This window comes from Streptomyces hoynatensis (genome assembly GCF_003626535.1).
Lineage (GTDB): Bacteria > Actinomycetota > Actinomycetes > Streptomycetales > Streptomycetaceae > Streptomyces > Streptomyces hoynatensis.
The window spans coordinates 168,268-191,260 of record NZ_RBAL01000005.1; the positions used below are offsets into that span (position 1 = coordinate 168,268).

17 protein-coding genes and 1 tRNA gene are annotated in these 22,993 nt (G+C 72.4%); 7 read left to right on the forward strand and 11 right to left on the reverse strand.

Annotation, left to right across the window (positions count from 1 at the left end):
* Positions 1 to 10 precede the first annotated feature (10 nt).
* The 6 genes from D7294_RS11020 to D7294_RS11045 form a co-directional block, all read right to left on the reverse strand.
* The gene (locus D7294_RS11020; protein WP_120678247.1) at positions 11 to 349 is read right to left on the reverse strand and encodes a hypothetical protein; all 339 of its coding nucleotides are present in this window, start codon (positions 347 to 349) and stop codon (positions 11 to 13) included.
* 149 nt (positions 350 to 498) lie between these two features.
* Positions 499 to 1,776 carry a hypothetical protein gene (locus D7294_RS11025; RefSeq protein ID WP_120678249.1) on the reverse strand — a complete coding sequence of 426 codons (1,278 nt, stop codon included), beginning with the start codon at positions 1,774 to 1,776 and terminating at the stop codon, positions 499 to 501.
* 5 nt (positions 1,777 to 1,781) lie between these two features.
* Positions 1,782 to 2,156, reverse strand: a complete 375-nt coding sequence (locus D7294_RS11030) for a hypothetical protein (protein WP_120678251.1) — start codon at positions 2,154 to 2,156, stop codon at positions 1,782 to 1,784.
* Between the two features lie 3 nt (positions 2,157 to 2,159).
* Positions 2,160 to 2,480, reverse strand: a complete 321-nt coding sequence (locus D7294_RS11035; protein WP_120678253.1) for a hypothetical protein — start codon at positions 2,478 to 2,480, stop codon at positions 2,160 to 2,162.
* A gap of 92 nt (positions 2,481 to 2,572) precedes the next feature.
* Entirely contained in the window at positions 2,573 to 2,917 is a 345-nt protein-coding gene (locus D7294_RS11040; protein ID WP_147450815.1) for a WXG100 family type VII secretion target, read from the reverse strand.
* Between the two features lie 312 nt (positions 2,918 to 3,229).
* Positions 3,230 to 4,186 (reverse strand): helix-turn-helix domain-containing protein, encoded by a 957-nt coding sequence (locus tag D7294_RS11045; RefSeq protein ID WP_241562272.1) that lies wholly within the window; start codon positions 4,184 to 4,186, stop codon positions 3,230 to 3,232.
* 263 nt (positions 4,187 to 4,449) lie between these two features.
* On the opposite strand from D7294_RS11045, the gene D7294_RS11050 reads away from it, so the two are divergent.
* The 7 genes from D7294_RS11050 to D7294_RS31560 all read left to right on the forward strand — a co-directional run bounded on the left by D7294_RS11050 (position 4,450) and on the right by D7294_RS31560 (position 12,549).
* Entirely contained in the window at positions 4,450 to 5,061 is a 612-nt protein-coding gene (locus D7294_RS11050; RefSeq protein ID WP_120678259.1) for a gamma carbonic anhydrase family protein, read from the forward strand.
* Between the two features lie 61 nt (positions 5,062 to 5,122).
* The gene (locus D7294_RS11055; protein ID WP_241562273.1) at positions 5,123 to 5,644 is read left to right on the forward strand and encodes a MarR family winged helix-turn-helix transcriptional regulator; all 522 of its coding nucleotides are present in this window, start codon (positions 5,123 to 5,125) and stop codon (positions 5,642 to 5,644) included.
* The gene (locus D7294_RS11060; protein ID WP_120678261.1) at positions 5,641 to 6,405 is read left to right on the forward strand and encodes a class I SAM-dependent methyltransferase; all 765 of its coding nucleotides are present in this window, start codon (positions 5,641 to 5,643) and stop codon (positions 6,403 to 6,405) included. The genes D7294_RS11055 and D7294_RS11060 overlap by 4 nt, the downstream gene beginning before the upstream one ends.
* A 131-nt stretch (positions 6,406 to 6,536) precedes the next feature.
* Entirely contained in the window at positions 6,537 to 7,172 is a 636-nt protein-coding gene (locus D7294_RS11065) for a GNAT family N-acetyltransferase (protein ID WP_120678263.1), read from the forward strand.
* Positions 7,173 to 7,595: 423 nt separating this feature from the next.
* Entirely contained in the window at positions 7,596 to 9,077 is a 1,482-nt protein-coding gene (locus D7294_RS11070) for a DHA2 family efflux MFS transporter permease subunit (protein ID WP_120678266.1), read from the forward strand.
* Between the two features lie 1,052 nt (positions 9,078 to 10,129).
* A complete protein-coding gene (locus tag D7294_RS11075) occupies positions 10,130 to 11,575 on the forward strand; it encodes an HsdM family class I SAM-dependent methyltransferase (protein ID WP_120678268.1) in 1,446 nt (481 codons plus the stop codon).
* Positions 11,575 to 12,549, forward strand: coding sequence for a hypothetical protein (locus D7294_RS31560; protein WP_147450816.1), 975 nt, complete (start codon positions 11,575 to 11,577; stop codon positions 12,547 to 12,549). The genes D7294_RS11075 and D7294_RS31560 overlap by 1 nt, the downstream gene beginning before the upstream one ends.
* Before the next feature lie 357 nt (positions 12,550 to 12,906).
* On the opposite strand, the gene D7294_RS11085 is transcribed toward D7294_RS31560, so the two are convergent.
* The 5 genes from D7294_RS11085 to topA all read right to left on the reverse strand — a co-directional run bounded on the left by D7294_RS11085 (position 12,907) and on the right by topA (position 22,877).
* Positions 12,907 to 12,980 (reverse strand) — tRNA-Thr (locus D7294_RS11085).
* Between the two features lie 684 nt (positions 12,981 to 13,664).
* Positions 13,665 to 15,257 carry an alpha/beta hydrolase gene (locus tag D7294_RS11095; RefSeq protein WP_120678274.1) on the reverse strand — a complete coding sequence of 531 codons (1,593 nt, stop codon included), beginning with the start codon at positions 15,255 to 15,257 and terminating at the stop codon, positions 13,665 to 13,667.
* A gap of 50 nt (positions 15,258 to 15,307) precedes the next feature.
* Entirely contained in the window at positions 15,308 to 16,510 is a 1,203-nt protein-coding gene (locus D7294_RS11100; RefSeq protein WP_120678276.1) for a DNA polymerase III subunit delta', read from the reverse strand.
* Positions 16,511 to 16,908: 398 nt separating this feature from the next.
* Positions 16,909 to 19,863 carry a dTMP kinase gene (gene tmk / locus D7294_RS11110; RefSeq protein WP_120678278.1) on the reverse strand — a complete coding sequence of 985 codons (2,955 nt, stop codon included), beginning with the start codon at positions 19,861 to 19,863 and terminating at the stop codon, positions 16,909 to 16,911.
* Positions 19,864 to 19,946: 83 nt separating this feature from the next.
* Positions 19,947 to 22,877, reverse strand: a complete 2,931-nt coding sequence (gene topA, locus D7294_RS11115; protein WP_120678280.1) for a type I DNA topoisomerase — start codon at positions 22,875 to 22,877, stop codon at positions 19,947 to 19,949.
* Positions 22,878 to 22,993: the final 116 nt, after the last annotated feature.

Here is a 22,993-nt window from a genome sequence, read left to right on the forward strand (position 1 = left end):
ACCCCGCCCCCTACATCCCGTCGGCGATCGCCCGCGCGACCGCCGAGTTCGCCTTGCCGAGGGCCGACTGGGCGGCGGCGTCCGTCTCCTCGCCGATGTCGGCGGTGCGCTGGTCCGCGCCGGCCATGTTCTCCCGCCCCTCGGCCGCCTGCCGCACCTCGCGGGCCTGGCGGTCCCGGGTCGCGTTCAGCGAGGCGACGAAGGCGTCGGCGCCCCCGAAGCCGTGGGCGTCCGGCCGGGCGTTGCGCAGGTAGCGGCCCGTGCTCTCCGCCGCGTCCGCGGAGTCCAGGCCGACCCGCGCCGACTCGCGAAACTCGTCCGGGAGGTAGTACAGCTCGTCGCCGGACATGGACGTTCCCCCTTTCCTGGCGTTCCTGGCGTTCCTGGCGTTCCTGGTGTTCCTGAATTGCTCGGCATTTCCCGAATGTTCCGGATGTCCCGGCGGGGGGCGGCGCCGGTGATCGGCCGGCGTTCCCGGCGCCGCCCCCGCCGGTTTCGCTACTCGCCCAGCACGCCGCGGGCGGCGGTGCGGCGCGCGGACCAGACCTCCGGGTCCTCGGTCAGGTCGGTGGCCCGGCCCGCGCGCCCCGGCTCGTTCGCGCCGCCGCCCCTCGACCGGCCCCCCGCGCCGGTCGAGGCCGGCGGCGGCAGGATGGGCCGTCCCCCCTGTGCCGCCTCGCGCATCGCGAACCGGCCGGCCACCGCGGCGCGTTGCCGCAGGTTCCGCTGCGCCTCCCGCAGCACCTGCGACTGCGCGGGGCCCGGGTGCGCCACGCTGGGCGGCAGCACCCCGCCGTACAGCCCGGCCAGCCCGCTGCCCCCGCCGACGGCCCCGCCGCCCCCGAGCGGGGCGAGCCCCACCCCGGTGGCCATGGCGCCGGGCCCGGTGCCGAGCCCGGACAGGCGGGTGGCGTACTCGGTGGCCTCCCCGAACGGCAGCCCGGTGACCGGGTCGATCCACCGGGCGGAGGCCGGGTCGAACTCGCGGCCGGTCGCCGGATCGACCAGGTATCCGGTGTTCGGGCTCTGCACCCAGCCGCTGAACTCCCCGCTGTCCGGGCCGAGCACCGACAGGTTCGACGGCTGGTCCCCGCCGAGGGTCTGCACGATGCCGGGCGGCGGCGTCCCCGCGATCAGGCCGTCCCGCTCCGCGTTCGGGTCCCCGGCGGCCGGGCCGGCCGGCGAGCCGGGCCGTTGCGCCGCGGACGGGTCCTCCGCCCGCCGGTCGGAGCGTGGCACGTCCCGCACCGTGACGTCGGCTTGGACGGGAACGCCGCGTTCCGGCGAGGGCGGGGGCTCGCCGCCGGTCACCTTGGCGAACTCGTTGCTCAGCTCGTCGAGCAGGCTCCTGGCCTCCGCGAGCAGCCGCTCCTGTTCCTCCTCGCCCCGGAGGGCGGCGCTCACCATGGCGGGGCTGATCGCCTCGTCGCCCCGCAGCTCGACCTCGGCCTCCTCGTACGCGAACAGCAGGGCAAGCGCCCGCTCGGTGGCGCGGGCCGAGGCCGTCCCCGCGAGCCGCAGCTGGCCGGCGATCCGGTGCGCCAGCGCGCTCGCCCCCTCGGCCCAGCCCGCCGTTCCCCTGAGCCGGTCGGCGAGTTCGGCCAGCCCGACGCCGGGCTCGGCCTCGGCCTCCCCGGCCACGCCCGCGAGCCGGTCGCGCTCCGCGGTTCCCGCTGTGGCCAGGGCCAGCCATCCGTCGGCCGACGCGTGGATCGAGACGTGCTCGGCGCTCAGGATGCGGTTGATGACGGCCATGAACTCCTCGTCCTTCGCCATCGCGCTCACTCCCCCTCGCTCGCCGGGGGCGGCCCGCCCACCGCGCCGGGCACGGACCCGACGGCCTCGCTCGCCGTGATCAGGCGGTCGTGCGCCGCCTGATCCGTCTCCTCGGCGATCTCGGCCATCCGGTAGGCGCTGTCGCTGATGTCCTGCACGGTCAGCCCGGTCCGGGTCAGCTCGTCCAGCATCGCGGCGGCGGCCGAGAGAAGCGCCTGCTCGGCGAGTTCGCCGCCCGGCACCTGGCCGAACAGCCCGCGGGCGTTCGCGAGTCGCTGGAACGCCTCACGCATCGCGGCGAGTTGCTCGCTCTCCCGCACGCGGTCCCCCGCGCGCAGCGCCGCGCCGCGGTTCAGGTCGAGGGCGCCTGATTCGGCCATGGCTCAGCGCCCACTCCCCATGGCCGCCCGCACCATCGCGGCGCCACCCTCGTTGCCGATGGTCTGCACGTCGCGCATCGCCGTGTTCTGCGCGGTCACGCCCTCGTCGAAGCCGGCCGACTCGCGGTGGAACTGCTCGTCGCGCTCGTTGAGCACCTGCCCGATGCTCGCGTCGACCTGGCCCTGCTCGACCAGGGCGAGCAGCTGGCGATGCACGTTGTTCCAGATCTCGTTGTACTCGTCCTGCTGGCTCCTCGTCTGCGACTGGATGCTGTCCAGCCCCTCGTTGGTGAACCTGATGAGGTCACCGCCGTACGCCGTCATGGTGCTGTTCCCCCTTCGGTCGCGTGCGTGTCCACGCTGTGGTCTGCTCCGTTTCCGGCCCCGGCCCGCTCGGTGCCGCGGGCGGGCGCCGGTCAGATGCCCTGGGCCACGCCCAGGTCGATGCGGATGCCGGAGGTGTCGACGCGGTTCAGCGCGCTCTCCGCGTCCGCGTCCGTCTCCCGGCCGGTGGCCGCCGTCAGGCCCAGGTCCTGCGACAGCCCGTCCAGCGCGTTGGCCAGCGCCTGGCCCGCGCGCCCCAGCTCCTGGTAGGTCGCCTGGGCGCGGCTGGTGCCGCCCCCCTGGTAGGCGGCGATCACGTGGTCGCTGTGCGCCCCGATCCCGTGGGCCACCGCCTCCATGTCCGTGTACGCCTGCTGGATGATGCTCATGACCCGCTCGACCTCTTCGGGTGAGAGCTTCACCTCGTCGCCGTTCACCACTTCCCCCTCACTCGGCTGTGCCGCTTTGCTGTGTCGGCGCGCCGCCCACGGGGCGGCACGATGAGGCCCGCCGGGCGGCGCGATGGGGCCGGCCGGGCGGCTTGCGGGAGCCCGCCTGGCGGCATGAGGGAGTCTGTGGCGGCCGGAAGGCGCCGGGCAACGGGCGCCGCCCGTCCCGGACATCCGGCCGCCGTCCTGCCTGGCCGGCGCCCTGTCCGGACGGAAATCCGGACGGCGCGGACACCCCGGACGGCCCGCGGGGGCAGGGAGGCGGCTCCCGGGCGGGGGCGGGGGAGAGCCGGGGCGGCGTCAGGGGGTGGCGTCGATGAGGAATGCCTGCGCGGAATCCCCGGTGCAGTCCCCCAGCACGGCCTCGGCACCGGCACCGGCCTGGGCACCGGCATCCGCGTTCGCGTCCGCGTCGCCGGGCTCGGCGTCCTCCGCGAAGGCCAGGCACCGGCCGCTCTGCTCGTGCCGCAGCAGATAGGCCGTCTCGCCCGAGGCGGCGCCCGGGCCTGCCACCGGCTCCAGCCGGAAGTGCTGCTCCGGCCGCCGGGCGGAGCAGTCGGCCCGGTTGACGGGTTCGAAGAGGCCGGCGGCCGGGCCCTCGTCGATGAGGGTGAGGCAACCGTAACCCTCGGATGGCTTGTACCACTCCACGAAGTACCAGTCCTCCGTGCCGACGGCCCGCAGGTAGGAGCGCGGCCGGCCGGCCGTGTCACAGGGCCCCTGGACGGCGACGGCCGACGCGTACGCGCCGCCGCGCTGGCGGCCCTCGGTGAGGCACAACCCGGGGGCATCCGCGGGGTGGATGACGACCTCGCCGTCCGGAAGGGGCAGGGAGCGGGACCCGGCCGCCGGCTCGCCCTCCGGCCACCAGGCCCACGCGCCGAGGGTCGCCAGCGCCGCCAGCCCGGCCCCGGCGGCCCACAGCAGCGGCCCACGGCGGCGCCGCGCCGTGGCGCCGGCCTCCCGCGGGGCCGGGGCGGCGACCCGTTCCCTGGCGGCCAGCCACTCCCGTACGTCCTCCTCGCCGCCGCCGCAGGCCCGGACGAACGCGGCGAGCAGCTCGGGGCGCGGCAGGGTGGACCGATTCAGCACGTCCGCGAGCGTGCTGCGGGGCAGCACGTCGCCCCGCTCCTCGGCGCGTTCCCCGAGCTGACGCAGCGACAGTCCGGAATGCTCCTTCAATGCCCGCATGATCGCGACGAGTTCGCCGACGTCCTGTGCGACAGCGGGGGAGGGAGCCGGGCCGCCTGGTGTCATGGGCCAATCCTCCGGGCCCGCCCAGCGCATGAGCAACCCCACTGAACCCACCGGAAGTTGAGCAACCAGCCATCCCCCTCCCGCCGCGCGCCCGCCCGGCCGGGGGTGCGGGGACGGCCGGTGCCGCGGGCGGCCACCGAGCCGGGGCCGCCGGGGGCCGGAGGCGGCCGGAGGCGGCCGGAGGCGTATAAAGACCTACGCCTCACGGGGCCGCGGCCACCCCCGCGCCCCCGTCCCGCGGACATCCGCCGAAGGAGCACCGCATGCTGCGTCCCCACCGGGGCCACCACCCCGTCGTCCACCCCGATGCCCATGTGGCGCCCACCGCCGTCCTCGCCGGGCAGGTGACCCTCGGCGCCGGGGCGGCCGTCCTGGACGGGGCGGTCATCACCGCCGAGTCGGCGCCCGTGGAGATCGGCGCGGAGAGCATCGTCATGGAGAACGCCGTGGTGCGCGGCGCGGGTTCACACCCGGCGCACGTCGGGCGGCACACGCTGATCGGGCCTGGCGCCCACGTCACCGGCGCCCGCATCGGGGACGAGTGCATGATCGCCACGCACGCGAGCGTCTTCAACGGAGCCCGCCTGGCCGACGGCGTGCTCGTCGCCATCGGCGCGATCGTGCACGTGGGCACCCGCCTCGCGGAGGGAGCACGCCTGCCGATGCAGCACATCGCCGTCGGCGACCCGGCCGAGATCTTCCCCCCGGAGCGCGCGCCGGAGGCCCACCAGGCCGTGGAACGCATCGGCTTCACCCGGCAGGTCTTCGGCCGCGACACCGGCGCACTGTCGTTCCGCGAGACCATGGCCTGGCTCTGCACCACCTACGCCGGCTCCCTGCGCCGCCACGCCCAGGACCCCACCCCCGGGCCCTGACCCGCGCCCTCCGCCCGGCACGGGGGTTTTCCTTGCTTGAGCAAGCAGGTACCGTACCGGCGTGACGACCGAGACCCGGGGGCTCCCCGCACCGCGGCGCCCCGCGGACGACGCGCAGGACGACCGCTGGTGCATGGCCGTGCGGCTGCTCGGCCGGGTGGAGAAGCAGTTGGACGAGGCGCTCCAGCGGGGGCACGGCCTGCCGCTCTCGGAGTTCCGCGCCCTGTGCGCGCTGAGCCGCGAGGACGCCGGACCCGCCCTGCGCATGGGCGAGTTGGCCGACCGGATCGGGCTCAAGGACAGCACGGTGACCCGCCTGGTCGGCCGGCTTGAGGCCCGGGGCCTCGCGGCGCGCGCGACCACCGCGGAGGACGGCAGGGCGGTGGCCGCGAGCATCACCCCGGCCGGCCGGGAACGCCACGCCGAGGCGGCCCCCACCTACCGCGCGGTCCTCGGGGAGGCCCTGGACTCCGCGCTGGGCAACGTGTACCTCGCCGACCTCGCCGCCTGGGTCCTCACGGGCGAGTCCGCACGGACCGGCGGCCCCGCCCCCGGGCCCGGCCGCCCGAAGGGAACCGCATGACCACCGTCGCCGACCACTACGAGGACCTGCTGGCCGCGCACTACACGTGGATGCTCGGCGGCGACATCGAGGCGGTGGCGGCGGCCCAGGCCGAACTGCTCCGCGGGCTCGGGCTGTCCCGCCGTCCCGGGGAGCAGGCCACCGCGGTGGACCTGGGCTGCGGTCCTGGTCCGCAGACCCTCGCCCTGGCCCGCCTCGGCCACGCCTCGGTGACCGCCGTCGACACCAGCGCCACGCTCCTCGCGGAGCTCGTGGCACACGCGGGGCGCGCCGGGCTCGCGCCGGCCGTCCACCCCGTCCACGCGGACCTCCGCGGCGTGCTGCCCCGCACCGTCGCCCCGGGCTCGGTCGCCACCCTCGTGTGCATGGGCGACACCCTGCCGCACCTGCCCGGCCGGCCGGACGTGCAACAGCTGATCGCCGACATCGCCACGGCGCTCCGCCCCGGCGGGAGCTTCGTCGCCACCTACCGGGACCTGACCCGTGAACTCCGCGGCCACGACCGCTTCCTTCCCGTCCGCAGCTGCGCCGACCGGATACTCACCTGCTTCCTCGACTACCTCGACGAGGACGTGGTCCTGGTCCACGACCTGCTGCACACCCGCCGCGACGGCGCCTGGCACCTGAAGACGGGCAGCTATCCCAAACTCCGCCTGGCCCCCGCGTGGCTGGCCGCCCAGTGCCGCGCGGCCGGCCTGGAGATCCGCCACGACGAGGCGACCCCCTCCGGCCTGCGCCTCCTGCACGCCGCCAAGCCCTGACCCCCCGCCCGCCAACCGGATTCCCGGCGACCGGCCGGACTCCCGGCGACCGGCCCCATTTCCGCCCACCGGCCGGATTCCCGCCCACCGGCCGGATTCCCGGCGACCGAACGAACGACAGGAGCAGGCCGATGACCTTTCGCCTCGAAGGACCGCCGCTGGAAGGCTCCCTGGTGCGGCTGGAGCCACTCGGCCCGCAGCACGCGCCGGGCCTGGCCGCGGCGGCGGAGGAGGACCGCAGTTCCTTCTCCTACACCTGGGTCCCCACCGCCGCGGAGGCCGGCGCGTACATAGACGCCCAACTGGCCCGCGCCGCGGCGGGCAGGCTCGCCCCGTACGCGCAGGTGTCGGCCCGGACGGGACGCGTGCTCGGGGCCACCGCCTACTGGGACCCGCGGACCTGGCCGGAGGGGGACCGCCTCTTCGCGATCGAGGTGGGCTTCACCTGGCTCGCGGCCTCGGCCCAGGGGACGGGCGTGAACACGGAGGCCAAGTACCTCCTGTTCCGGCACGCCTTCGAAACCTGGGGCGTGGCCCGCCTCGACCTGAAGACCGACGCACGCAACGCCCGCTCCCGCGCCGCCATCGCCTCCGTCGGCGCCCGCTTCGAGGGCGTCCTGCGCAACTGGTCCCGCTCCTGGGCCCCCGGCGAGACCGGCCGCCTCCGCGACTCCGCGATGTTCTCCCTCACCGCGGAGGAATGGCCCGCCTGCCGCGCCCACCTCGAATCCCGCCTGCACACCCACCACCGCACCGAGGTCGCCTGAACCACCCCGCCTCCCGGTCCGGCGGGCGGGCCACGGAGAGCCGCGCGAGGGAATCGAACCCGCGGCCTCCGCACCACGCGCCGGCCCCCCGCGATGGCGGACCGGGCCGACGGCCGCTACCGAGCGTCGCGTGCCGAGCGCGGTGCGCGGCCCCTGGCCGGATACCGCCGCTTCCGTCCCCCCGGATCTCACCGGCCACGTGCGGGTACGGTGTCCGTTCCCTGGAGACCCACCGGTAATCTGAACATATTGACGCCCGGTGTGAGGGAGAGGGCTCTTCGGTCGGACTCAGGTCGGTGGCCTGAACGGGGCGGAGGTCTCCCGCTTGCGGGAGGGTCCATGAGGACCGCCGTCCCCGGCGGTCACGGAAAGTGGCCGGGCCTTAGTGACGTACGCGGTGCTTGACCCAGGAAAGGCTGAGCAGTGGCCATATCGCAACAGGGCGAGAGCAGCCCTCCTCTCGACACGTCCGGCGACCGGCTGGACAGGGGGGTCCTCCTCGTAGCCGGCGTGATCGTGCTGGGCGGGATCATGTCGATCCTGGACATCACGGTGGTGTCGGTCGGGCTGCAGACGTTCCAGAAGGAGTTCGACGCGACCTCGGCCCAGGTGGCCTGGACGATGACGGGCTACACACTGGCGCTGGCCAGCGTCATCCCGCTCACCGGCTGGGCCGCCGACAGGTTCGGCACCAAACGGCTCTATCTCCTCGCGATCATCCTGTTCGCCGCCGGCTCCGCCCTGTGCGCCGCGGCCACCTCGCTGGAGATGCTGGTCGCCTTCCGGGTCGTCCAGGGACTCGGCGGCGGCATGCTGATGCCGCTGGGCATGACGATCCTGACGCGCGCCGCGGGCCCCGAGCGGATCGGCCGGGTGATGGCGGTGCTCGGCATCCCGATGCTGCTCGGCCCGATCTTCGGCCCCATCCTCGGCGGCTGGCTGATCGACGCCGCCTCGTGGCACTGGATCTTCCTGATCAACCTGCCGATCGGCGTGGTGGCGCTGGCCTACGCGGCGAAGGTCCTGCCCAAGGACCAGGTCCAGCCGTCGGAGAGCTTCGACTGGCTGGGCATGGTAATGCTCTCGCCCGGACTGGCGACCTTCCTGTACGGCGTCTCGTCCATCCCGGAGACCGGCACCGTCTGGGACGCCAAGGTGCTGGTCCCCGCCGCCATCGGGCTGGTGCTCATCATCGCGTTCGTCCCGTGGGCCCTGAACCAGCGCAACCTCCACCCGCTGGTGGACCTGCGCCTGTTCCTCAACCGGGACATGACCATCGCGGTGATCGCGATGTCGCTGTTCGCCATCGCGTTCTTCGGCGCCAGCCTGCTGATCCCGCTCTACTTCCAGCAGGTGCGCGGCGAGTCCGCCCTCGACTCCGGGCTCCTGCTCGCCCCGCAGGGCATCGGCGCGATGATCACCATGCCGATCGCCGGAATGCTCGCCGACAAGATGGGCCCCGGCAAGATCGTGCTGACCGGCATCGCGGTGGTCACCGTCGGCATGGGCATGTTCACGCAGCTGGATGCCGGCACCTCCTACGCCTACATCATCGCGGCGCTGTTCGTGATGGGCCTCGGGATGGGCGGGGCCATGATGCCGATCATGGCGTCGGCCCTGGCGACCCTGAGGGAACACACCGTCGCCCGGGGCTCGACCCTGATGAACATCGTCCAGCAGGTGGCGGCCTCCATCGGCACCGCCCTGTTCTCGGTGCTGCTCACCAACGGCATCAAGGACATCACCGCAACCACCCCCGACGCGATAAACGACCAGATGGGCGACGCGTTCGCCTCCGTGTTCCTGGTCGCGGCCATCCTCGTCGCCACCTGCCTGATCCCGGCCGCCCTCCTGCCCCGCAGGAAGGTCCAGGCCCCCGACCCCACGGTGATGATGGGCCACTGAGCCGCCCCGCCCCCGCCGGCCGGAGCCACGAACCCCGGCCCCACGCGGCCACCGAGCCGACCACAACGAGGCGCCCCCGACCCACCGGGGGCGCCTCGTGCCGTCCGTACGAAAGCCCGAAGCCCCCGGCCCGCGCCGCCCCCACGCCGGCCACAGGGCCGAGCCGGTCCCCCATCCCGGCAACTCCACCGCCCAACCGACGGCGACCTCAGACGAGTTGGGCAACTGCGCCCCCTATCACGGAGTTTCCCCGGCACCCAGGACCGGCCGGGCCAGACGGCAGGCGAGGCAACGACCGCAACGCCCGAAGGAGGGCGACACACCGAGTGGGAGACGCCTTCACGCCCCACCAACGGAACGCAACCGAGACCGGAACCGAGACTCCGGACGGCCGCGCGGCCGATACGCGACGCCGCCGCCGCATCCACTGACGCAGAGAACCCCAGGCCAGAACGCGCTGACCTGGGGTTCTCAGATGAGCCGCCTGAGGGAATCGAACCCTCGACCTACGCATTTACGAGCCCCCACAAGATCGTGATGATGAGGTGTGAACCGTGCTCGACGCCCCGATGCCCCCAGGTCAGCGGCGGCCCAGTCTGGTGGTCGAGCCGGGCCATGGTAACCACTCCTACCTCGTCCGCTCACGCATCGCTCACGCGTCGAGCTGAGGGGACGGGGACGTCACCTGCTCAACCTCGACCTGCCGTCCGACTCAGGGGACGCAGCGGCTTCGCCGTCCACAAAATGAGCAGCTCCTTCTTGCGTTAAGGTAGCGGCGTCGATCCCAATGCGGACAGAGCGCGACAGCGGAAGGACACTCAGCCTTGAGTTCGAGCAGCAGTGGCCAAGAGGAGAAGGTACGCCAACGCGTACTCACTGACCTCAAGAAGCTGGGCTGGAAGGACAGCCGACTTCAGTGGCGCCCGGAGTGGCGAGTTCCAGCAAGTCCACATGAATTGACCAAGCGTGAGCGGGGCCAGGCATTCAAGGTGCTCGGTCGAGCTGACCTCGCCGCATTCGCGGACGACTCCCGAGAACCACACGCTCTACAAGTGCTGTTCGAGTTCAAGGCGCCATCAATCTCCGAGGGGAAGGAACAGCTCAAGAGCTACCTTGCCATGGAGCCAGTTGTCCGGATGGGCTACTGGACTAACGGCGACGAAAGCCTGGCCATCTACAAGTCGCACACCAACGACTGGATCGAGGTCAAGAACGCGCCACTGCCGCATCCCGGCGATGATCTCACTGCTCCTCCAAGAACGCCACCGACTTGGCACGATCTCGTCGTTCCAACTGAGGGGCAGCTATCAGCTGCACTGCGACGCCTGGTTGCCACCGTAGTCGTCGGCGACACGCGTTCAACTCGCCGCGAGGACCAGCTCCGAGAGCTGCTCCATGTCGTGCTCGTAAAGGTCGACTCGGACGCCTGGGCGTCAAACCCCAAGAATCACCTCAAGCCAGTCCCGTTCAGGGTTTACGGAGACCAGGCTTCGATGGTCCAACTCACCGCAGACCAGATTCAGCGGCAGTTCAGAGAATACTTCGCCAAGCAGAATAATCGAGTATTCAACCCGGACGACCGCAATGAAATCTTCTTGAATGAAGAGACCATTTTCGCGGCAGTTGACATACTTTCACCATGGCGGATCCTGGGAGACCAGGTTGACTTGCTCTCCAAGGCGTTTCAGATCTTCCGCACGAAAGCGCTCAAGTCCGGCGAAGGGCAATTTCTCACCCCCCAACGCGTCATCCGCCCATGCGTTTCGATCATGGAAATTACATCGCGCGACAAAGTGATCGACCCTGCATGCGGCACCGGAGGGTTTCTTATCGAAGCCCTGCGACAAGTTCAGGAACACGAGTTCCCCGGGGAGAGCGAAACTTGGCGGCTGGTTAAATTCGCGAACGACAACCTCTACGGGATCGATCTAGACCCATTGAGCGTCAAACTGACTCGCGCAATGATGATCGCAATGCGCGATGGCTCTACACATGTGCTGCTCGGCGACGCCATCCGTCAGCACAATTGGCCTTCAAAGTTCCCGCGACTCAAGCAAGAATTGGGTGGCAAGGACACATTTGTGGCGGAATCTTTCACGGTCGTTCTCACCAACCCACCCTTCGGGGAGGATCTCAAGGTGAGGGCGTCAGACGCGAGGGCATCTGGATACACGATCGCCAGAGCGGCCGCGACTGGCAGAAAAGACTTTGTCGATCTGGAGATCGGCCTGGTTTACCTGGAGCTGGCACACCGCCTGCTCCAGGTAGGAGGGCGCGTTGGGATCGTGCTCCCAGAAACATATTTCTTCTCATACAAATATCGATGGCTTCCCTCCTGGCTCGAGGGAAGATTCGCTTTGCGCGGCATGTTCAATATCGCAATGGAAGCCTTTGAGGAATTCTGTCGCGCAAAGACGAACTTCTACGTCTTTGAAAAGGTCGGGAACGGGCCACATGATGGTCCTGCATGGGAGTCCAGCACAGGGGAGAATTGCTAATGCCCGCCATCAACGCACCATCGTGGTTCTCCGAGGACACAGTTACTGTTTCCACGGCACCAACGTGCGGCCTCACTAAGGGAGGCCGGCTCCTGCCTCTACTTGATTCACAAACTGGTGCGCCAGTCTGGAGACAGGATCCGGAAACCGGCGAGCTGACGCCAGCAATCAACGACGTACTACTCGACGACGCTCTGGCTCTGCGCCGCGGTGAACGGACCGATACGATGCGCGACATCCCGGCATCACAGGTAAATCCGCGGACCCGCGTCCCCGTCTACTACGACCGGCGTTACCATGAGCACTTCTCTGCCGAGATGCGGTCATCACGCTTCCAGGGTTTCCGCGGCGCCACGCTTGCCCAGCTGGCGGAAGACAGACTAATCCGGATTCGCAATGGACACGGATCACCATCGTCTGGTCAGCGGATCGGAAACGTTCCCTACATTAAGGTTTCTGACCTGCGGGCCGGGTTCGTAAACATCAACCCTACAAACCGTGTGCCGCGCTCTATCGCGAGATCATTTTGGAAGGGCGGCGATTCAGGACTCCAAGCATTCGATATCCTTTGCCCAGAACGCACGAGCAAGAATATCGGGGACTTCTGCGTCTTGATGCCCGGCCAGGAACAACTCCTCCTGACCAAAGAAATCATCATCATGAGGCCTGGCCCTCGCGCAGAATTCGACTCCTTCTACCTGCTCTGGGCGATGACCCTCAAAATCGTCAGAGAGCAATGGAAGCGCGTGATTTTCATGCAAACGAATCGTGAAGATGTCGGTGATCGCTTCCTGGAGATTGAGATTCCAGTACCCAAGAATCCAGAAATTGCCGCGCAGGTCTCGCAACCGTTCCGCACGTACTACCAGACCGTGGCCAAGGCACGGACCAGTCTCGGTCAGTATCTCGCCGATTCCGGCGAACATCACTTCTTCGTCTCAGGCGCCGAGAACGACATCGAGGCACAAGAGTAGGCAGGCCAGGACTGATGTGCCGTAGAGCCCAGCCAGGACTGGTGGTTTTCTCTTTTCTGGCTGGAATCTAGAGCGACCATCTCGACTTTCGTAGGCTGAGAAGGCCCGCAAGGCCGCACGGAAGGCGAAGCGCGAGGAGAAGGCCCGCAGGGCGGCGAGGAAGGCCAAGCGGGCCGAGAAGGCCAAGGCCACGGGACGGAAGAAGCGCGGGCGGAAGCCGGGGAAGCGGAAGGACTGACCAGGCCCGCTCACGCATCGCTCACGCACGAGGGGTGTGGGCGCCTTCGGAGTGATGGCCCGCAAGCCGAGGGAACGGGAAAAGGCCAGGTCAGAGGGGACTGACCTGGCCTTTCCTCGAGCCGCCTGAGGGAATCGAACCCTCGACCTACGCATTACGAGTGCGTCGCTCTGGCCGACTGAGCTAAGGCGGCGAGGCGCTGGTCACCCGGGAGGGTGCAGCGCTGGTTAGTCTACACAGGTTTGGGGGGTGCACCTGTGCGTTTGCGGCTGAGGAGGAGGGCGTCCGTGGCCTCGCGCAGGGTGCGGACGTGCTTGGCCCAGCGGCGGCAGTCGAGACAGGTCGCCAGGTGGGCGTCCAGCTCCTCGGGTGTTACCTCCGGAGGGAGACGGTCTCCCTCGGTTCGTGCCGATATGGCAGCGCGGAAACGGATGCACGGCATGGGTACATCATCGCAGGTCAACAGCGGGTGAACACCCGGGAGGTGGGGCTCTCGGACCGGGCGGGCGAGGCCGTGGGAAGCCCGCAGGTGGGGCCCGCGCCCGGCCCTCGCGGGCGGCCGCACGGGGCGTGCGCGCGGGAGGCGTGACGGGGGTCCGGGAACACGGCGTGACGGGGGACGGACAAGGCCGGAGGGGCGGGCGAGGGCCGGAGGGCGTGACGGGGGATGGAAAGGCCGGAAGGGCGGACCGGGGCCGGAGGAGCCGGAGGGGCGGACCGGGGCCGGAGGAGCCGGAGGGGCGGGCGGGGGCCGGAGGGGGTGGCGGGGGAGATCGGACGGCCCCCGGCGGGGTGTGCGCGCCGGGGGCCGTGGCGGAGGCCGGGTGGCCGTGGCGGGCGCCGCCTGCCGTCGGGGCGGACGGGCGGCGCCGCGCGGCTAGCAGGTGGTGCCCTCCTCGGGGGTCTGGCCTTCGAGCAGGTAGGCGTTCACGGCGGCGTCGATGCAGGGGCTGGTGCCGCCGTAGGCGGTGTGGCCGTCGCCGTCGTAGGTAAGGAGTACGCCGGAGGACAGCTGGTCGGCGAGGCCCTGGGCCCAGGAGTACGGGGTCGCCGGGTCGCGGGTGGTGCCGACGACGACGATGTCGTTGGCGCCCTCGGCCTCGATGGTCACCGGGGCGCCGGTCGGCTCCACCGGCCAGGCCGCGCACTGGAGGGTGGCCCAGGCGAAGTCGCGGCCGAAGGTGGGGGACGCCTCCTCGTAGGCCGGCAGGTTCTCCTCGACCTCGTCCTCGGTCGCGTTGCCCGCGGGGCTGTCGAGGCAGCTGATGGCCGGGAAGGCGAACATGTCGGTGCCGTAGGAGCCGTCGGGCTCGCGGGAGTTGTACTCGTCGGCGAGGGCGAGCAGCTGGTCGCCGTTGCCCTGGCTGATCGCGGCGCGCAGGGCCTCGCGCAGCTGCTCCCACATGTAGTCGGAGTACATCGCCATCGAGACGCCGGTGGAGGCGAGGGATTCGGTCAGCGGGCGGTCCGGGTCGGAGGTGGGCAGCGGCTCGGCGTCGACCTGCTCGAAGAAGTCGAGGAGGCGCTGCGAGGCGTCGTCCCCGCCCTGGGTGCCGAGCGGGCAGTCCGGCCTGGAGGCGCAGTCCTCGGCGAAGGAGCGGAACGCGGTCTCGAAGCCGCCCGCCTGCTGGCGGTCGGTGTCGAGGGTGGGGAACCGCGGGTCGATCGCGCCGTCGAGCACCAGCCGCCCGACGCGCTGCGGGAACAGGCCGGCGTAGACCGCGCCGAGCTTGGTGCCGTAGGAGAAGCCCACGTAGTGGAGCTGGTCGTCGCCGAGGAGCGCGCGCAGCACGTCCATGTCGCGGGCCGACTCGATGGTGGAGATGTGGCCGAGGAGGTCGCCGGAGTGCTCCGCGCAGGAGGCGGCGAACTCGTCGAAGGAGGAGAGCAGGGTGTCGATCTCGTCCTGCGAGTCGGGGGTGCGGTCGTTCAGGGTGAACTCGTCCATCTGCTCGCCCGACATGCACTGCACCGGCTCGCTGGCCCCGGTGCCGCGCGGGTCGACGGCGACCACGTCGTAGTGGGAGGTGACCTCGGAGGAGAAGATGTACGAGGCGGAGTCCTGGGCGAAGTCGACGGCGGAGGCGCCGGGTCCGCCCGGGTTGACCAGGAGGGAGCCGATGCGCGACGACGGGTCGGTGGCCTGGGAGCGGGTGACGGTCAGCTCCAGGTCCTGGTCGGGGTCGACGTTCTCGTAGTCGAGGGGGACCCGCATCGTGGCGCACTCGAAGCCGGCCTCGCAGGGCTGCCAGCTCAGCTGCTGCTCGTAGTAGGGGTCGAGCTCCGCGGGGATCTCCTCGGGGAGGGCCTCGAGCACGGGAGCGTCGGGGGCTTCCGGGGGCGGGGTCTGCTCGCTGCCGCTGGGGGACTCCGAGGGCGCCCGCTGGTCGGGGCGGTCGTCGGACGAGCAGCCGACGGCGCCCGCCAGCAGGGCCGTTGCGGTACAGAGGGCGAGGACGGGCTTGCGCATGGTTCCCCCGTGCGTGGCGTGTGGGCTGGTGAGGTGGGAAGCCTGGTGGCTCAGCGCAGCGCCATGGTCATCGCCTCTACGGCGAGGAGCGGCGCCACGTTGCGGTCCAGGGCTCTGCGGCATTCGAGGACGGCCTCCATCCGGCGCAGGGTGCGCTCGGGTCTGGAGGAGGCGGCCACCCGCTCGACGGCGGCCGCCGTCTCCCCGCCGGCGAGCGCGACGCCGGTGCCGAACTGGCGGGCCAGCACGTCGCGGTAGAAGGCGGTGAGGTCGGTGAGGGCCAGGTCGAGGGCGTCGCGCTGGGTGCGGGTGGCGCGGCGCTTCTGGCGCTCCTCCAGGTCCTTCATGGCCCCGGCGGTGCCGCGCGGCAGCCGCTTGCCCTCGGCGGCACCGAGCGCGGCGCGCAACTCCTCCGCCTCCTTCTCGTCCAGCTCGGCGGCGAGTTGCCTGGCGTCCTCGGCGGCGGCGTCGACGAGCTCCTGGGCGGCGCGCAGGCAGCCGCCGACGTCGCCGACGCGCTCGGGCAGCCTGAGGACGGCGAGCCGCCTGGCGCGGGCGCGCTCGTCGGTGGCCAGGCGCCTGGCGCGCCCGACGTGGCCCTGGGTCGCCTGGGCGGCGGCGAGCGCGACGTCCGGCTCGATGCCGTCGCGGCGCACGAGGACGTCGGCGACGGCGGCGACGGGCGGGGTGCGCAGCGCGAGGTGGCGGCAGCGGGAGCGGATCGTGGGCAGCACATCCTCGGTCGAGGGGGCGCACAGCAGCCACACGGTGCGCGGGGCGGGCTCTTCCACGGCCTTCAGCAGGACGTTGCCCGCGCCCTCGGTGAGGCGGTCGGCGTCCTCCAGGACGATGACCTGCCAACGGCCGCCCGCGGGGGCGAGCTGGGCCCTGCGGACCAGTTCGCGGGTCTCCTTGACGCCGATGGTGAGCAGGTCGGTGCGCAGCACCTCCACGTCGGCGTGGGTGCCGATGAGGGAGGTGTGGCAGCCGTCGCAGAAGCCGCAGCCCGGGGCGCCGCCGAGGGCGCGGTCGGGGCTGACGCACTGGAGGGCGGCGGCGAACGCGCGGGCCGCGGTGGAACGCCCCGAGCCCGGCGGGCCGGTGAACAGCCAGGCGTGGGTCATGGCGGAGCCGGCGAGGGCGGCCTCCTCGCCGCGGCCGGCGGCGGTGACGTACGCGTCGGCGCCGCGCGCGGCGGCGGCGAGCTGCGCGGCGACCCGGTCCTGGCCGACCAGGTCGTCCCACACCGTCATCCTCTTCACCCCTTCCGGCTCGCCTCGCGCTTCCGACGTGCGCCCGACCATTGTGCGCCAGGGCACCGACAGGGACGCGCGGGCGCCGGGCGGCTCGGCCGTTCGGCTGCCTACACGCGGATCGGCACCGCGGTGGTTCCTGCCCGCCAGGGCGAGGAGGCGGGCGGGGGTGTGCGGGGAGGGCGTGCGCCCGGCGCGCGTCAGCGGGCATGACGGTGTGCACGGGGCGGGCGGGGCGCCCGCCGCGCCTCGGCGGCCATCGCGGCGCCCGCCCCCGCCGTGACAGCGGCCCCTGCCGTGACAGCGGCACCCGCCGCGGCGGCGGTGCCCGTTCCGGCTCGGTGCCCGTTACGGCCCGGCACCCGTCCCGGCTCGGGTGTCGCCGCCGGACGTGCCGGCTAGCGGCGGTTGCCCTCGCCCGGGGCGCCCGGGGTGTCGGGACCCTCCGGGTCCTCCTGGTCCTCGGGGCGGTAGCGGCCGAGGAGTTCGTCGGCGAGGGTGGGGAGGTCGTCCAGCGGGGTCTCCTCGGCCCACTGGGGCCGCGGGGGTGCGGCGTCGTCCGGGCCCGCCGCGTCCTCGGGGATGCGGGGCAGCGGCCGGGTCTCGCCGACCTCGCCGCCCGCGGCGTACGGCGCCCCCGGGGCGCCGCCCGGCTGGTCGGGCCTGGGGATCACCGCGGTGTCCTCGTCGTCCGGGGCGCCGGGGGCCGCGCCCGGGCGCGGAAGCTGCTGGGTCTCGGCGTTGTCGGCCGCGGCCAGCCTGGCCTCCTCGGCCCGTAGCAGGGCCTCCTCGGCCTTGCGCTGCTTCTCGCGCCGGCGCTCCTCGGCCTGGGCGCGCAGCCGCGCCTCCTCCTCGGCCTCGCGGCGGCGGCGTTCCTCCTCCTCGCGGCGCAGCCGCTCCTCCGCCTCGCGGCGGCGGCGCTCCTCCTCGGCCAGCCGCCTCGCCTCCTCGGCGCGCAGCCGCGCCTCCTCGGCCCGGCGCGCCTCCTCCGCGAGCCTGCGCTCCTCCTCCTCACGGCGCCTGCGCTCCTCGGCCTCGGCGCGCAGGCGCGCCTCCTCCTCCAGGCGCTCGCGCTCCCGGCGCGCTTCCTCCTCCTTGCGCTGCCTTTCCTCCTCGGCCCGCCGCCTGGCCTCCTCCTCGGCCCGGCGCCGCGCCTCCTCCCTGGCGCGCAGCTCGGCCTCGGACAGGGGCAGCATCTGGTCGAGCCGGTGCCTGGCGGCCCTGGTGACGGACTCGGGGTCCTGGCCGGCGTCGATGACGAGGTAGCGGGCGGGGTCGGCGGCGGCCAGGGCGAGGAATCCGGCGCGCACCCGCTGGTGGAACTCGCTCGGCTCCGACTCCAGGCGGTCGGGCGCCTCGGTGAAGCGCTCGCGGGCCGTCTCGGGGGACACGTCGAGCAGGACGGTGAGGTGCGGGACGAGGCCGCGCGTCGCCCAGCGCGAGATCCGCGCGACCTCGGTGGAGGAGAGGTCGCGCCCCGCGCCCTGGTAGGCGACGGAGGAGTCGATGTACCGGTCGCTGATGACGACGGCCCCCCGCTCCAGGGCGGGCCTGACGACGGAGTCGACGTGCTCGGCGCGGTCGGCCGCGTACAGCAGGGCCTCCGCGTGGTGGGACAGGCCGCCCGAGGAGACGTCGAGCAGGATGGAACGCAGCCGCTGCCCGATGGGGGTCGCGCCCGGCTCCCTGGTGACGACCACCTCGTGGCCCTTGGCGCGAATCCACTCGGCGAGCGCCTCGACCTGGGTGGACTTGCCGGCGCCGTCGCCGCCCTCGACGGCGATGAAGAAGCCGTGGGGCGCGGGGGCCGAGGCGGGCTCCGCGGAGCGCGCCGGGGTGCGGACGGCCGCGGCGAGGTCGCGGCGCAGCGAGACGCCGCGCCGGTCGTCGGTGCGGCCGAGCACGATCGCCGCGACGGGGAGCAGCAGGACGCCGACGATGACCAGGGTGAACGCGGCCCCGCCCTGGTCGATGGTGAACCGGCCGCGTTCGACGCGGTGCGGGCCGATCAGCGCGGCGGCCAGGGGGGCGGCGACGGCGCAGAGCGCGACGGCGATCCTGACCACGGCGTGCAGGTGCCTGGTCAGCCTCGGCCGCCGGAACTCCTCGGTCTCCTGGTCGAGCAGCACGTGCCCGGTCTGGGCGGCGATCCCCGCGGTGACGCCGGCGGCGGCCGCGATGAAGAGCACGGTGGCCGGGTCGGAGACGAGGCCGACGCCGAACAGGCCGATGCCGGTGAGGGCGAGGGCGAGGGCGAACAGGCGACGGCGCGAGAGGGCGGGCAGGGTCGCGGGCGCCAGGCGCGTGCCGGCGGCCACGCCCCCGCTGAGCGCCAGCACGAGGATGCCGTACTCCACGGGGCCGCCGCCGAGTTCGAGGACGTGGAGGGCGGCGAGGGAGACGGAGGCGGCGCCGGCGCCGGCGAGGGCCGCGCAGCCGAGGACGAGCACGCCGATCGCGCCGGTCCTGCCGCGGTCGGGGGTGGTGCCCGCGGTGGGGCGGCGCAGGCCGTCGAGCGGGGAGACGGGCCGGCGCGGCTCGGCCTGGGGCAGCCGCAGGAAGTACAGCACCGAGATGGCCGCGGCGAAGAAGCCGGCCGCCACGTAGGAGGCCAGGGCGGCCTGGTGGGTGCCGAACCAGTCGAGGCCGGTGGCGAGCAGGTTGCCGATCAGGCCGGCGGCGATCAGGGTCGCGGCGGCCACCGGCAGCGCGAGGTAGCCGCTGCGCAGCCACAGCCGCCGCAGCGCCTCCTGGTGGTCGGGCAGCGGCCTGACGGCGGCGCCCTCGGGCGGCGGCGGGGGCAGCAGGGCGGGGGCGACCCCGTCCCTGGCGATGGTCCAGACGCGTTCGGCGAGCCCGGTGACCACGACGGTGGCCAGGAGGTAGGCGTAGGCGCTGTTGGGGGTCCAGTCGATCCACAGCGGGGCGATGATGAGCAGGACGGCGCGCAGCGCGTCCGCGCCGATCATGGTCCAGCGGCGGTCGAGGGGCCCGGCGGGGGCGAGCAGCCCGGCGAGGGGCCGCAGCAGCACGACGCCGGCCAGCGCGGTGGCGGCGATCCTGGCGGCCACGGTGACCGTGACGGCCAGGGCCAGGCCGCGGTACTCCCCGCCGAAGAGCGGCTCGCCGCCGTCCTCGGGCACGTGCAGGGCGGCCTGCACGGTGAGCAGCACCAGGGCCAGCAGCGCGAGAGCGTCTCCGATGCCTCCGGCGAACTGCGCCTCCCACAGGCGGCGCAGCGAAGGCACCTGGAGCAGCGCCCTCCTGGCGCGCTCGCGGGAGTCCGCGGCGAGCGCCTCGTCGGTGGCGCCGCGGGCGGGGTCGACAACCTCGGGTTGCTCTGCTCGCGTCATTCGGCCAGCGTAACCGTAGCGGGGAAAGGGGAAACCACCTCCCCGAACATTTGCCCGGGGAACGCGGCCGGTTGGGGCGGTGGCTACTCCGCCTCCGCCGCCGACGTGCCGCCCGGCGCCTCGTCGGGGCCGCCGGCGGCCGGCCTCTTCGCGGTTGCGGACTTCGCGGCGGCCGTCTTCCCGGCCGCGGCGGTCTTCGCCGCGGTCTTCTTGGCGGCCGATTTCTTGGCCGGGGCGGCCTTCTTGGCTGCCGCCTTCTTCGCCGGCGCCTTCGCCGCGGTCTTGGACGTCTTCGCCGTCTTCGCCGTCTTGGCCGGTGCCTTCTTCGCCGCCTTCTTGGCCGTCTTCTTCGCCGGGCCCTTGGCGCGCTTCTCGGCGAGCAGCTCGTACCCGCGCTCGGGCGTGAGGGTCTCCGGGTCGTCGTCGCGGCGCAGCGTCGCGTTCGTCTCGCCGTCCGTGACGTACGGGCCGAAGCGGCCGTCCTTGACCACGACCGGCCTGCCGGTGACCGGGTCGCTGCCGAGCTCCTTCAGCGGGGGCCTGGCCGCGGCGCGACCGCGCTGCTTGGGCTGGGCGTAGATGGCGAGGGCCTGGTCGAGGGTGATGCCGAAGATCTGGTCCTCGCTCTCCAGGGAGCGCGAGTCGGTGCCCTTCTTCAGGTACGGGCCGTAGCGGCCGTTCTGCGCCGTGATCTCCTCGCCCGACTCCGGGTCGGTGCCCACGACGCGGGGCAGGGAGAGCAGCCGCAGCGCGTCCTGCAGGGTGACGCCGTCCAGCGACATCGACTTGAACAGCGAGGCCGTGCGGGGCTTCACGGCGTTCTTGCCCGTCTTCGGGGTGCCCTCGGGCAGCACCTCGGTCACGTACGGGCCGTAGCGGCCGTCGCGGGCGACGATCTGCCGGCCGGTCTCCGGGTCGGTGCCGAGCTCGAAGTCGCCGCTCGGCTTGGCGAGCAGCTCCTTGGCCAGGTCGACGGTCAGCTCGTCGGGCGGCAGGTCGTCGGGCACGTCGGCGCGCTTGCCCGGCTCGCCCGGCGCGCTGCCCTCCTCGGGCGGGGCCTCGACGTAGGGGCCGTAGCGGCCCACGCGCAGCACGATGCCCTCGCCGACCGGGAAGGAGGAGATCTCCCTGGCGTCGATCGCGCCGAGGTCGGTCACCAGCTCCTTGAGGCCGCCGAGGTGGTCGCCGTCGCCGTTGCCCGCGTCGGCCGCGCCGCCCGCGCCGTCGCCCTCGCCGAAGTAGAAGCGGCGCAGCCACGGCACGGCCTCGGCGTCGCCGGTGGCGATGCGGTCGAGGTCGTCCTCCATCTTGGCCGTGAAGTCGTAGTCGACCAGGCGGCCGAAGTGCTGTTCGAGGAGGTTGACGACGGCGAAGGAGAGGAAGGAGGGGACGAGGGCGGTGCCCTTCTTGAACACGTACCTGCGGTCGAGGATCGTGCCGATGATCGTCGCGTAGGTGGAGGGGCGCCCGATCTCCCGCTCCTCCAGCTCCTTGACGAGGGTGGCCTCGGTGTACCGGGCCGGGGGCTTGGTGGCGTGGCCGTCCGCGGCGATCTCCCGCGCGGTGAGCGGGTCGCCCTCGGCGACCTGCGGCAGCCGCCGCTCGCGGTCGTCGAGCTCGGCGTTCGGGTCGTCGGCGCCCTCGACGTACGCCTTGAGGAAGCCGTGGAAGGTGATCACCTTGCCGGTGGCGCCGAACTCGCAGTCCCGGCCGTCGGCGCTGACGCCGCCGACCCGCACCGCGACGGACTGCCCGACGGCGTCCTTCATCTGGGAGGCGACGGTCCGCTTCCAGATCAGCTCGTAGAGGCGGAACTGGTCGCCGGTGAGGCCGGTCTCCGCGGGCGTGCGGAAGCGGTCGCCTGAGGGGCGGATCGCCTCGTGCGCCTCCTGCGCGTTCTTGACCTTGCTCGCGTACACGCGGGGCCGGTCGGGCAGGTAGTCGGCGCCGTACAGCTGGGTCACCTGGGCGCGGGCGGCGGCGACGGCGGTGGACGAGAGGGTGGTGGAGTCGGTCCTCATATAGGTGATGAAGCCGTTCTCGTACAGCCGCTGGGCGACCTGCATGGTCGTCTTGGCGCCCATCCCGAGCTTGCGGGAGGCCTCCTGCTGGAGCGTGGTGGTGCGGAAGGGCGCGTACGGGGAGCGGCGGTACGGCTTGGCCTCCACGGAGCGCACGCCGAACGCCGTCTGCGCCAGTGCGCCGGCCAGTGCCCTGGCGCTCTCCTCGCTGAGGGCCTGCACCTGTCCCGGGTTGCGCAGCTCGCCGTCGGAGCCGAAGTCGCGGCCCTGCGCGACGCGGCGGCCGTCCACGGAGACCAGCCGCGCCTCGAAGGAGCCCTCGTCGGGGACGGTGACGAAGGTGCCGGTGAGGTCCCAGTACTCGGCGGACCTGAACGCGATCCGCTCCCGCTCCCGCTCGACCACGAGGCGCGTGGCCACCGACTGCACCCGGCCCGCCGAGAGGCGGGGCATGACCTTCTTCCACAGCACGGGCGAGACCTCGTAGCCGTAGAGCCGGTCGAGGATGCGGCGGGTCTCCTGGGCGTCGACGAGGAGCTGGTTGAGCTCGCGGGGGTTGTTCACCGCCTGCCTGATGGCGTCCCTGGTGATCTCGTGGAAGACCATGCGGCGCACCGGGACCTTGGGCTTGAGCACCTCCCTCAGGTGCCAGGCGATGGCCTCGCCCTCGCGGTCCTCGTCCGTGGCGAGATAGAGCTCGTCGGAGTCGGCAAGCAGCTCCTTGAGCTTCTTGACCTGGTCCTTCTTGTCGCTGTTGACCACGTAGAGCGGTTCGAAGTCCGCCTCCACGTTCACGCCGAGGCGGGCCCAGGGCTCGCTCTTGTACTTCGCCGGCACCTCGGCGGCGCCGCTCGGCAGGTCGCGGATGTGCCCGACGCTGGCCTCGACCACATAGCCGGGGCCGAGGTAGCCCTTGATCGTCTTCGCCTTGGCGGGCGACTCGACGATCACAAGTCGCCGTCCGCCGTTCGCGGTCTCGCTGGTCGGGGACAACTTCTGCTCTTCTCTCCAGCCCGGGGAAAGTACTGACGGTGCGGAGTGTGACGGTACATCCCTGCTGCGTGTCAAATGGGAAAACCCCGCAACGCATCTCGAACGGTAACCCGAGA

Bases quoted from the DNA above. Each gene is read 5' to 3' on its own strand.
- D7294_RS11020 (WP_120678247.1), bottom strand. From the start codon at position 349: ATGTCCGGCGACGAGCTGTACTACCTCCCGGACGAGTTTCGCGAGTCG.
- D7294_RS11025 (WP_120678249.1), bottom strand. From the start codon at position 1,776: ATGGCGAAGGACGAGGAGTTCATGGCCGTCATCAACCGCATCCTGAGC.
- D7294_RS11030 (WP_120678251.1), bottom strand. From the start codon at position 2,156: ATGGCCGAATCAGGCGCCCTCGACCTGAACCGCGGCGCGGCGCTGCGC.
- D7294_RS11035 (WP_120678253.1), bottom strand. From the start codon at position 2,480: ATGACGGCGTACGGCGGTGACCTCATCAGGTTCACCAACGAGGGGCTG.
- D7294_RS11045 (WP_241562272.1), bottom strand. From the start codon at position 4,186: ATGACACCAGGCGGCCCGGCTCCCTCCCCCGCTGTCGCACAGGACGTC.
- D7294_RS11050 (WP_120678259.1), top strand. From the start codon at position 4,450: ATGCTGCGTCCCCACCGGGGCCACCACCCCGTCGTCCACCCCGATGCC.
- D7294_RS11060 (WP_120678261.1), top strand. From the start codon at position 5,641: ATGACCACCGTCGCCGACCACTACGAGGACCTGCTGGCCGCGCACTAC.
- D7294_RS11065 (WP_120678263.1), top strand. From the start codon at position 6,537: ATGACCTTTCGCCTCGAAGGACCGCCGCTGGAAGGCTCCCTGGTGCGG.
- D7294_RS31560 (WP_147450816.1), top strand. From the start codon at position 11,575: ATGCCCGCCATCAACGCACCATCGTGGTTCTCCGAGGACACAGTTACT.
- D7294_RS11095 (WP_120678274.1), bottom strand. From the start codon at position 15,257: ATGCGCAAGCCCGTCCTCGCCCTCTGTACCGCAACGGCCCTGCTGGCG.
- D7294_RS11100 (WP_120678276.1), bottom strand. From the start codon at position 16,510: ATGACGGTGTGGGACGACCTGGTCGGCCAGGACCGGGTCGCCGCGCAG.
- tmk (WP_120678278.1), bottom strand. From the start codon at position 19,863: ATGACGCGAGCAGAGCAACCCGAGGTTGTCGACCCCGCCCGCGGCGCC.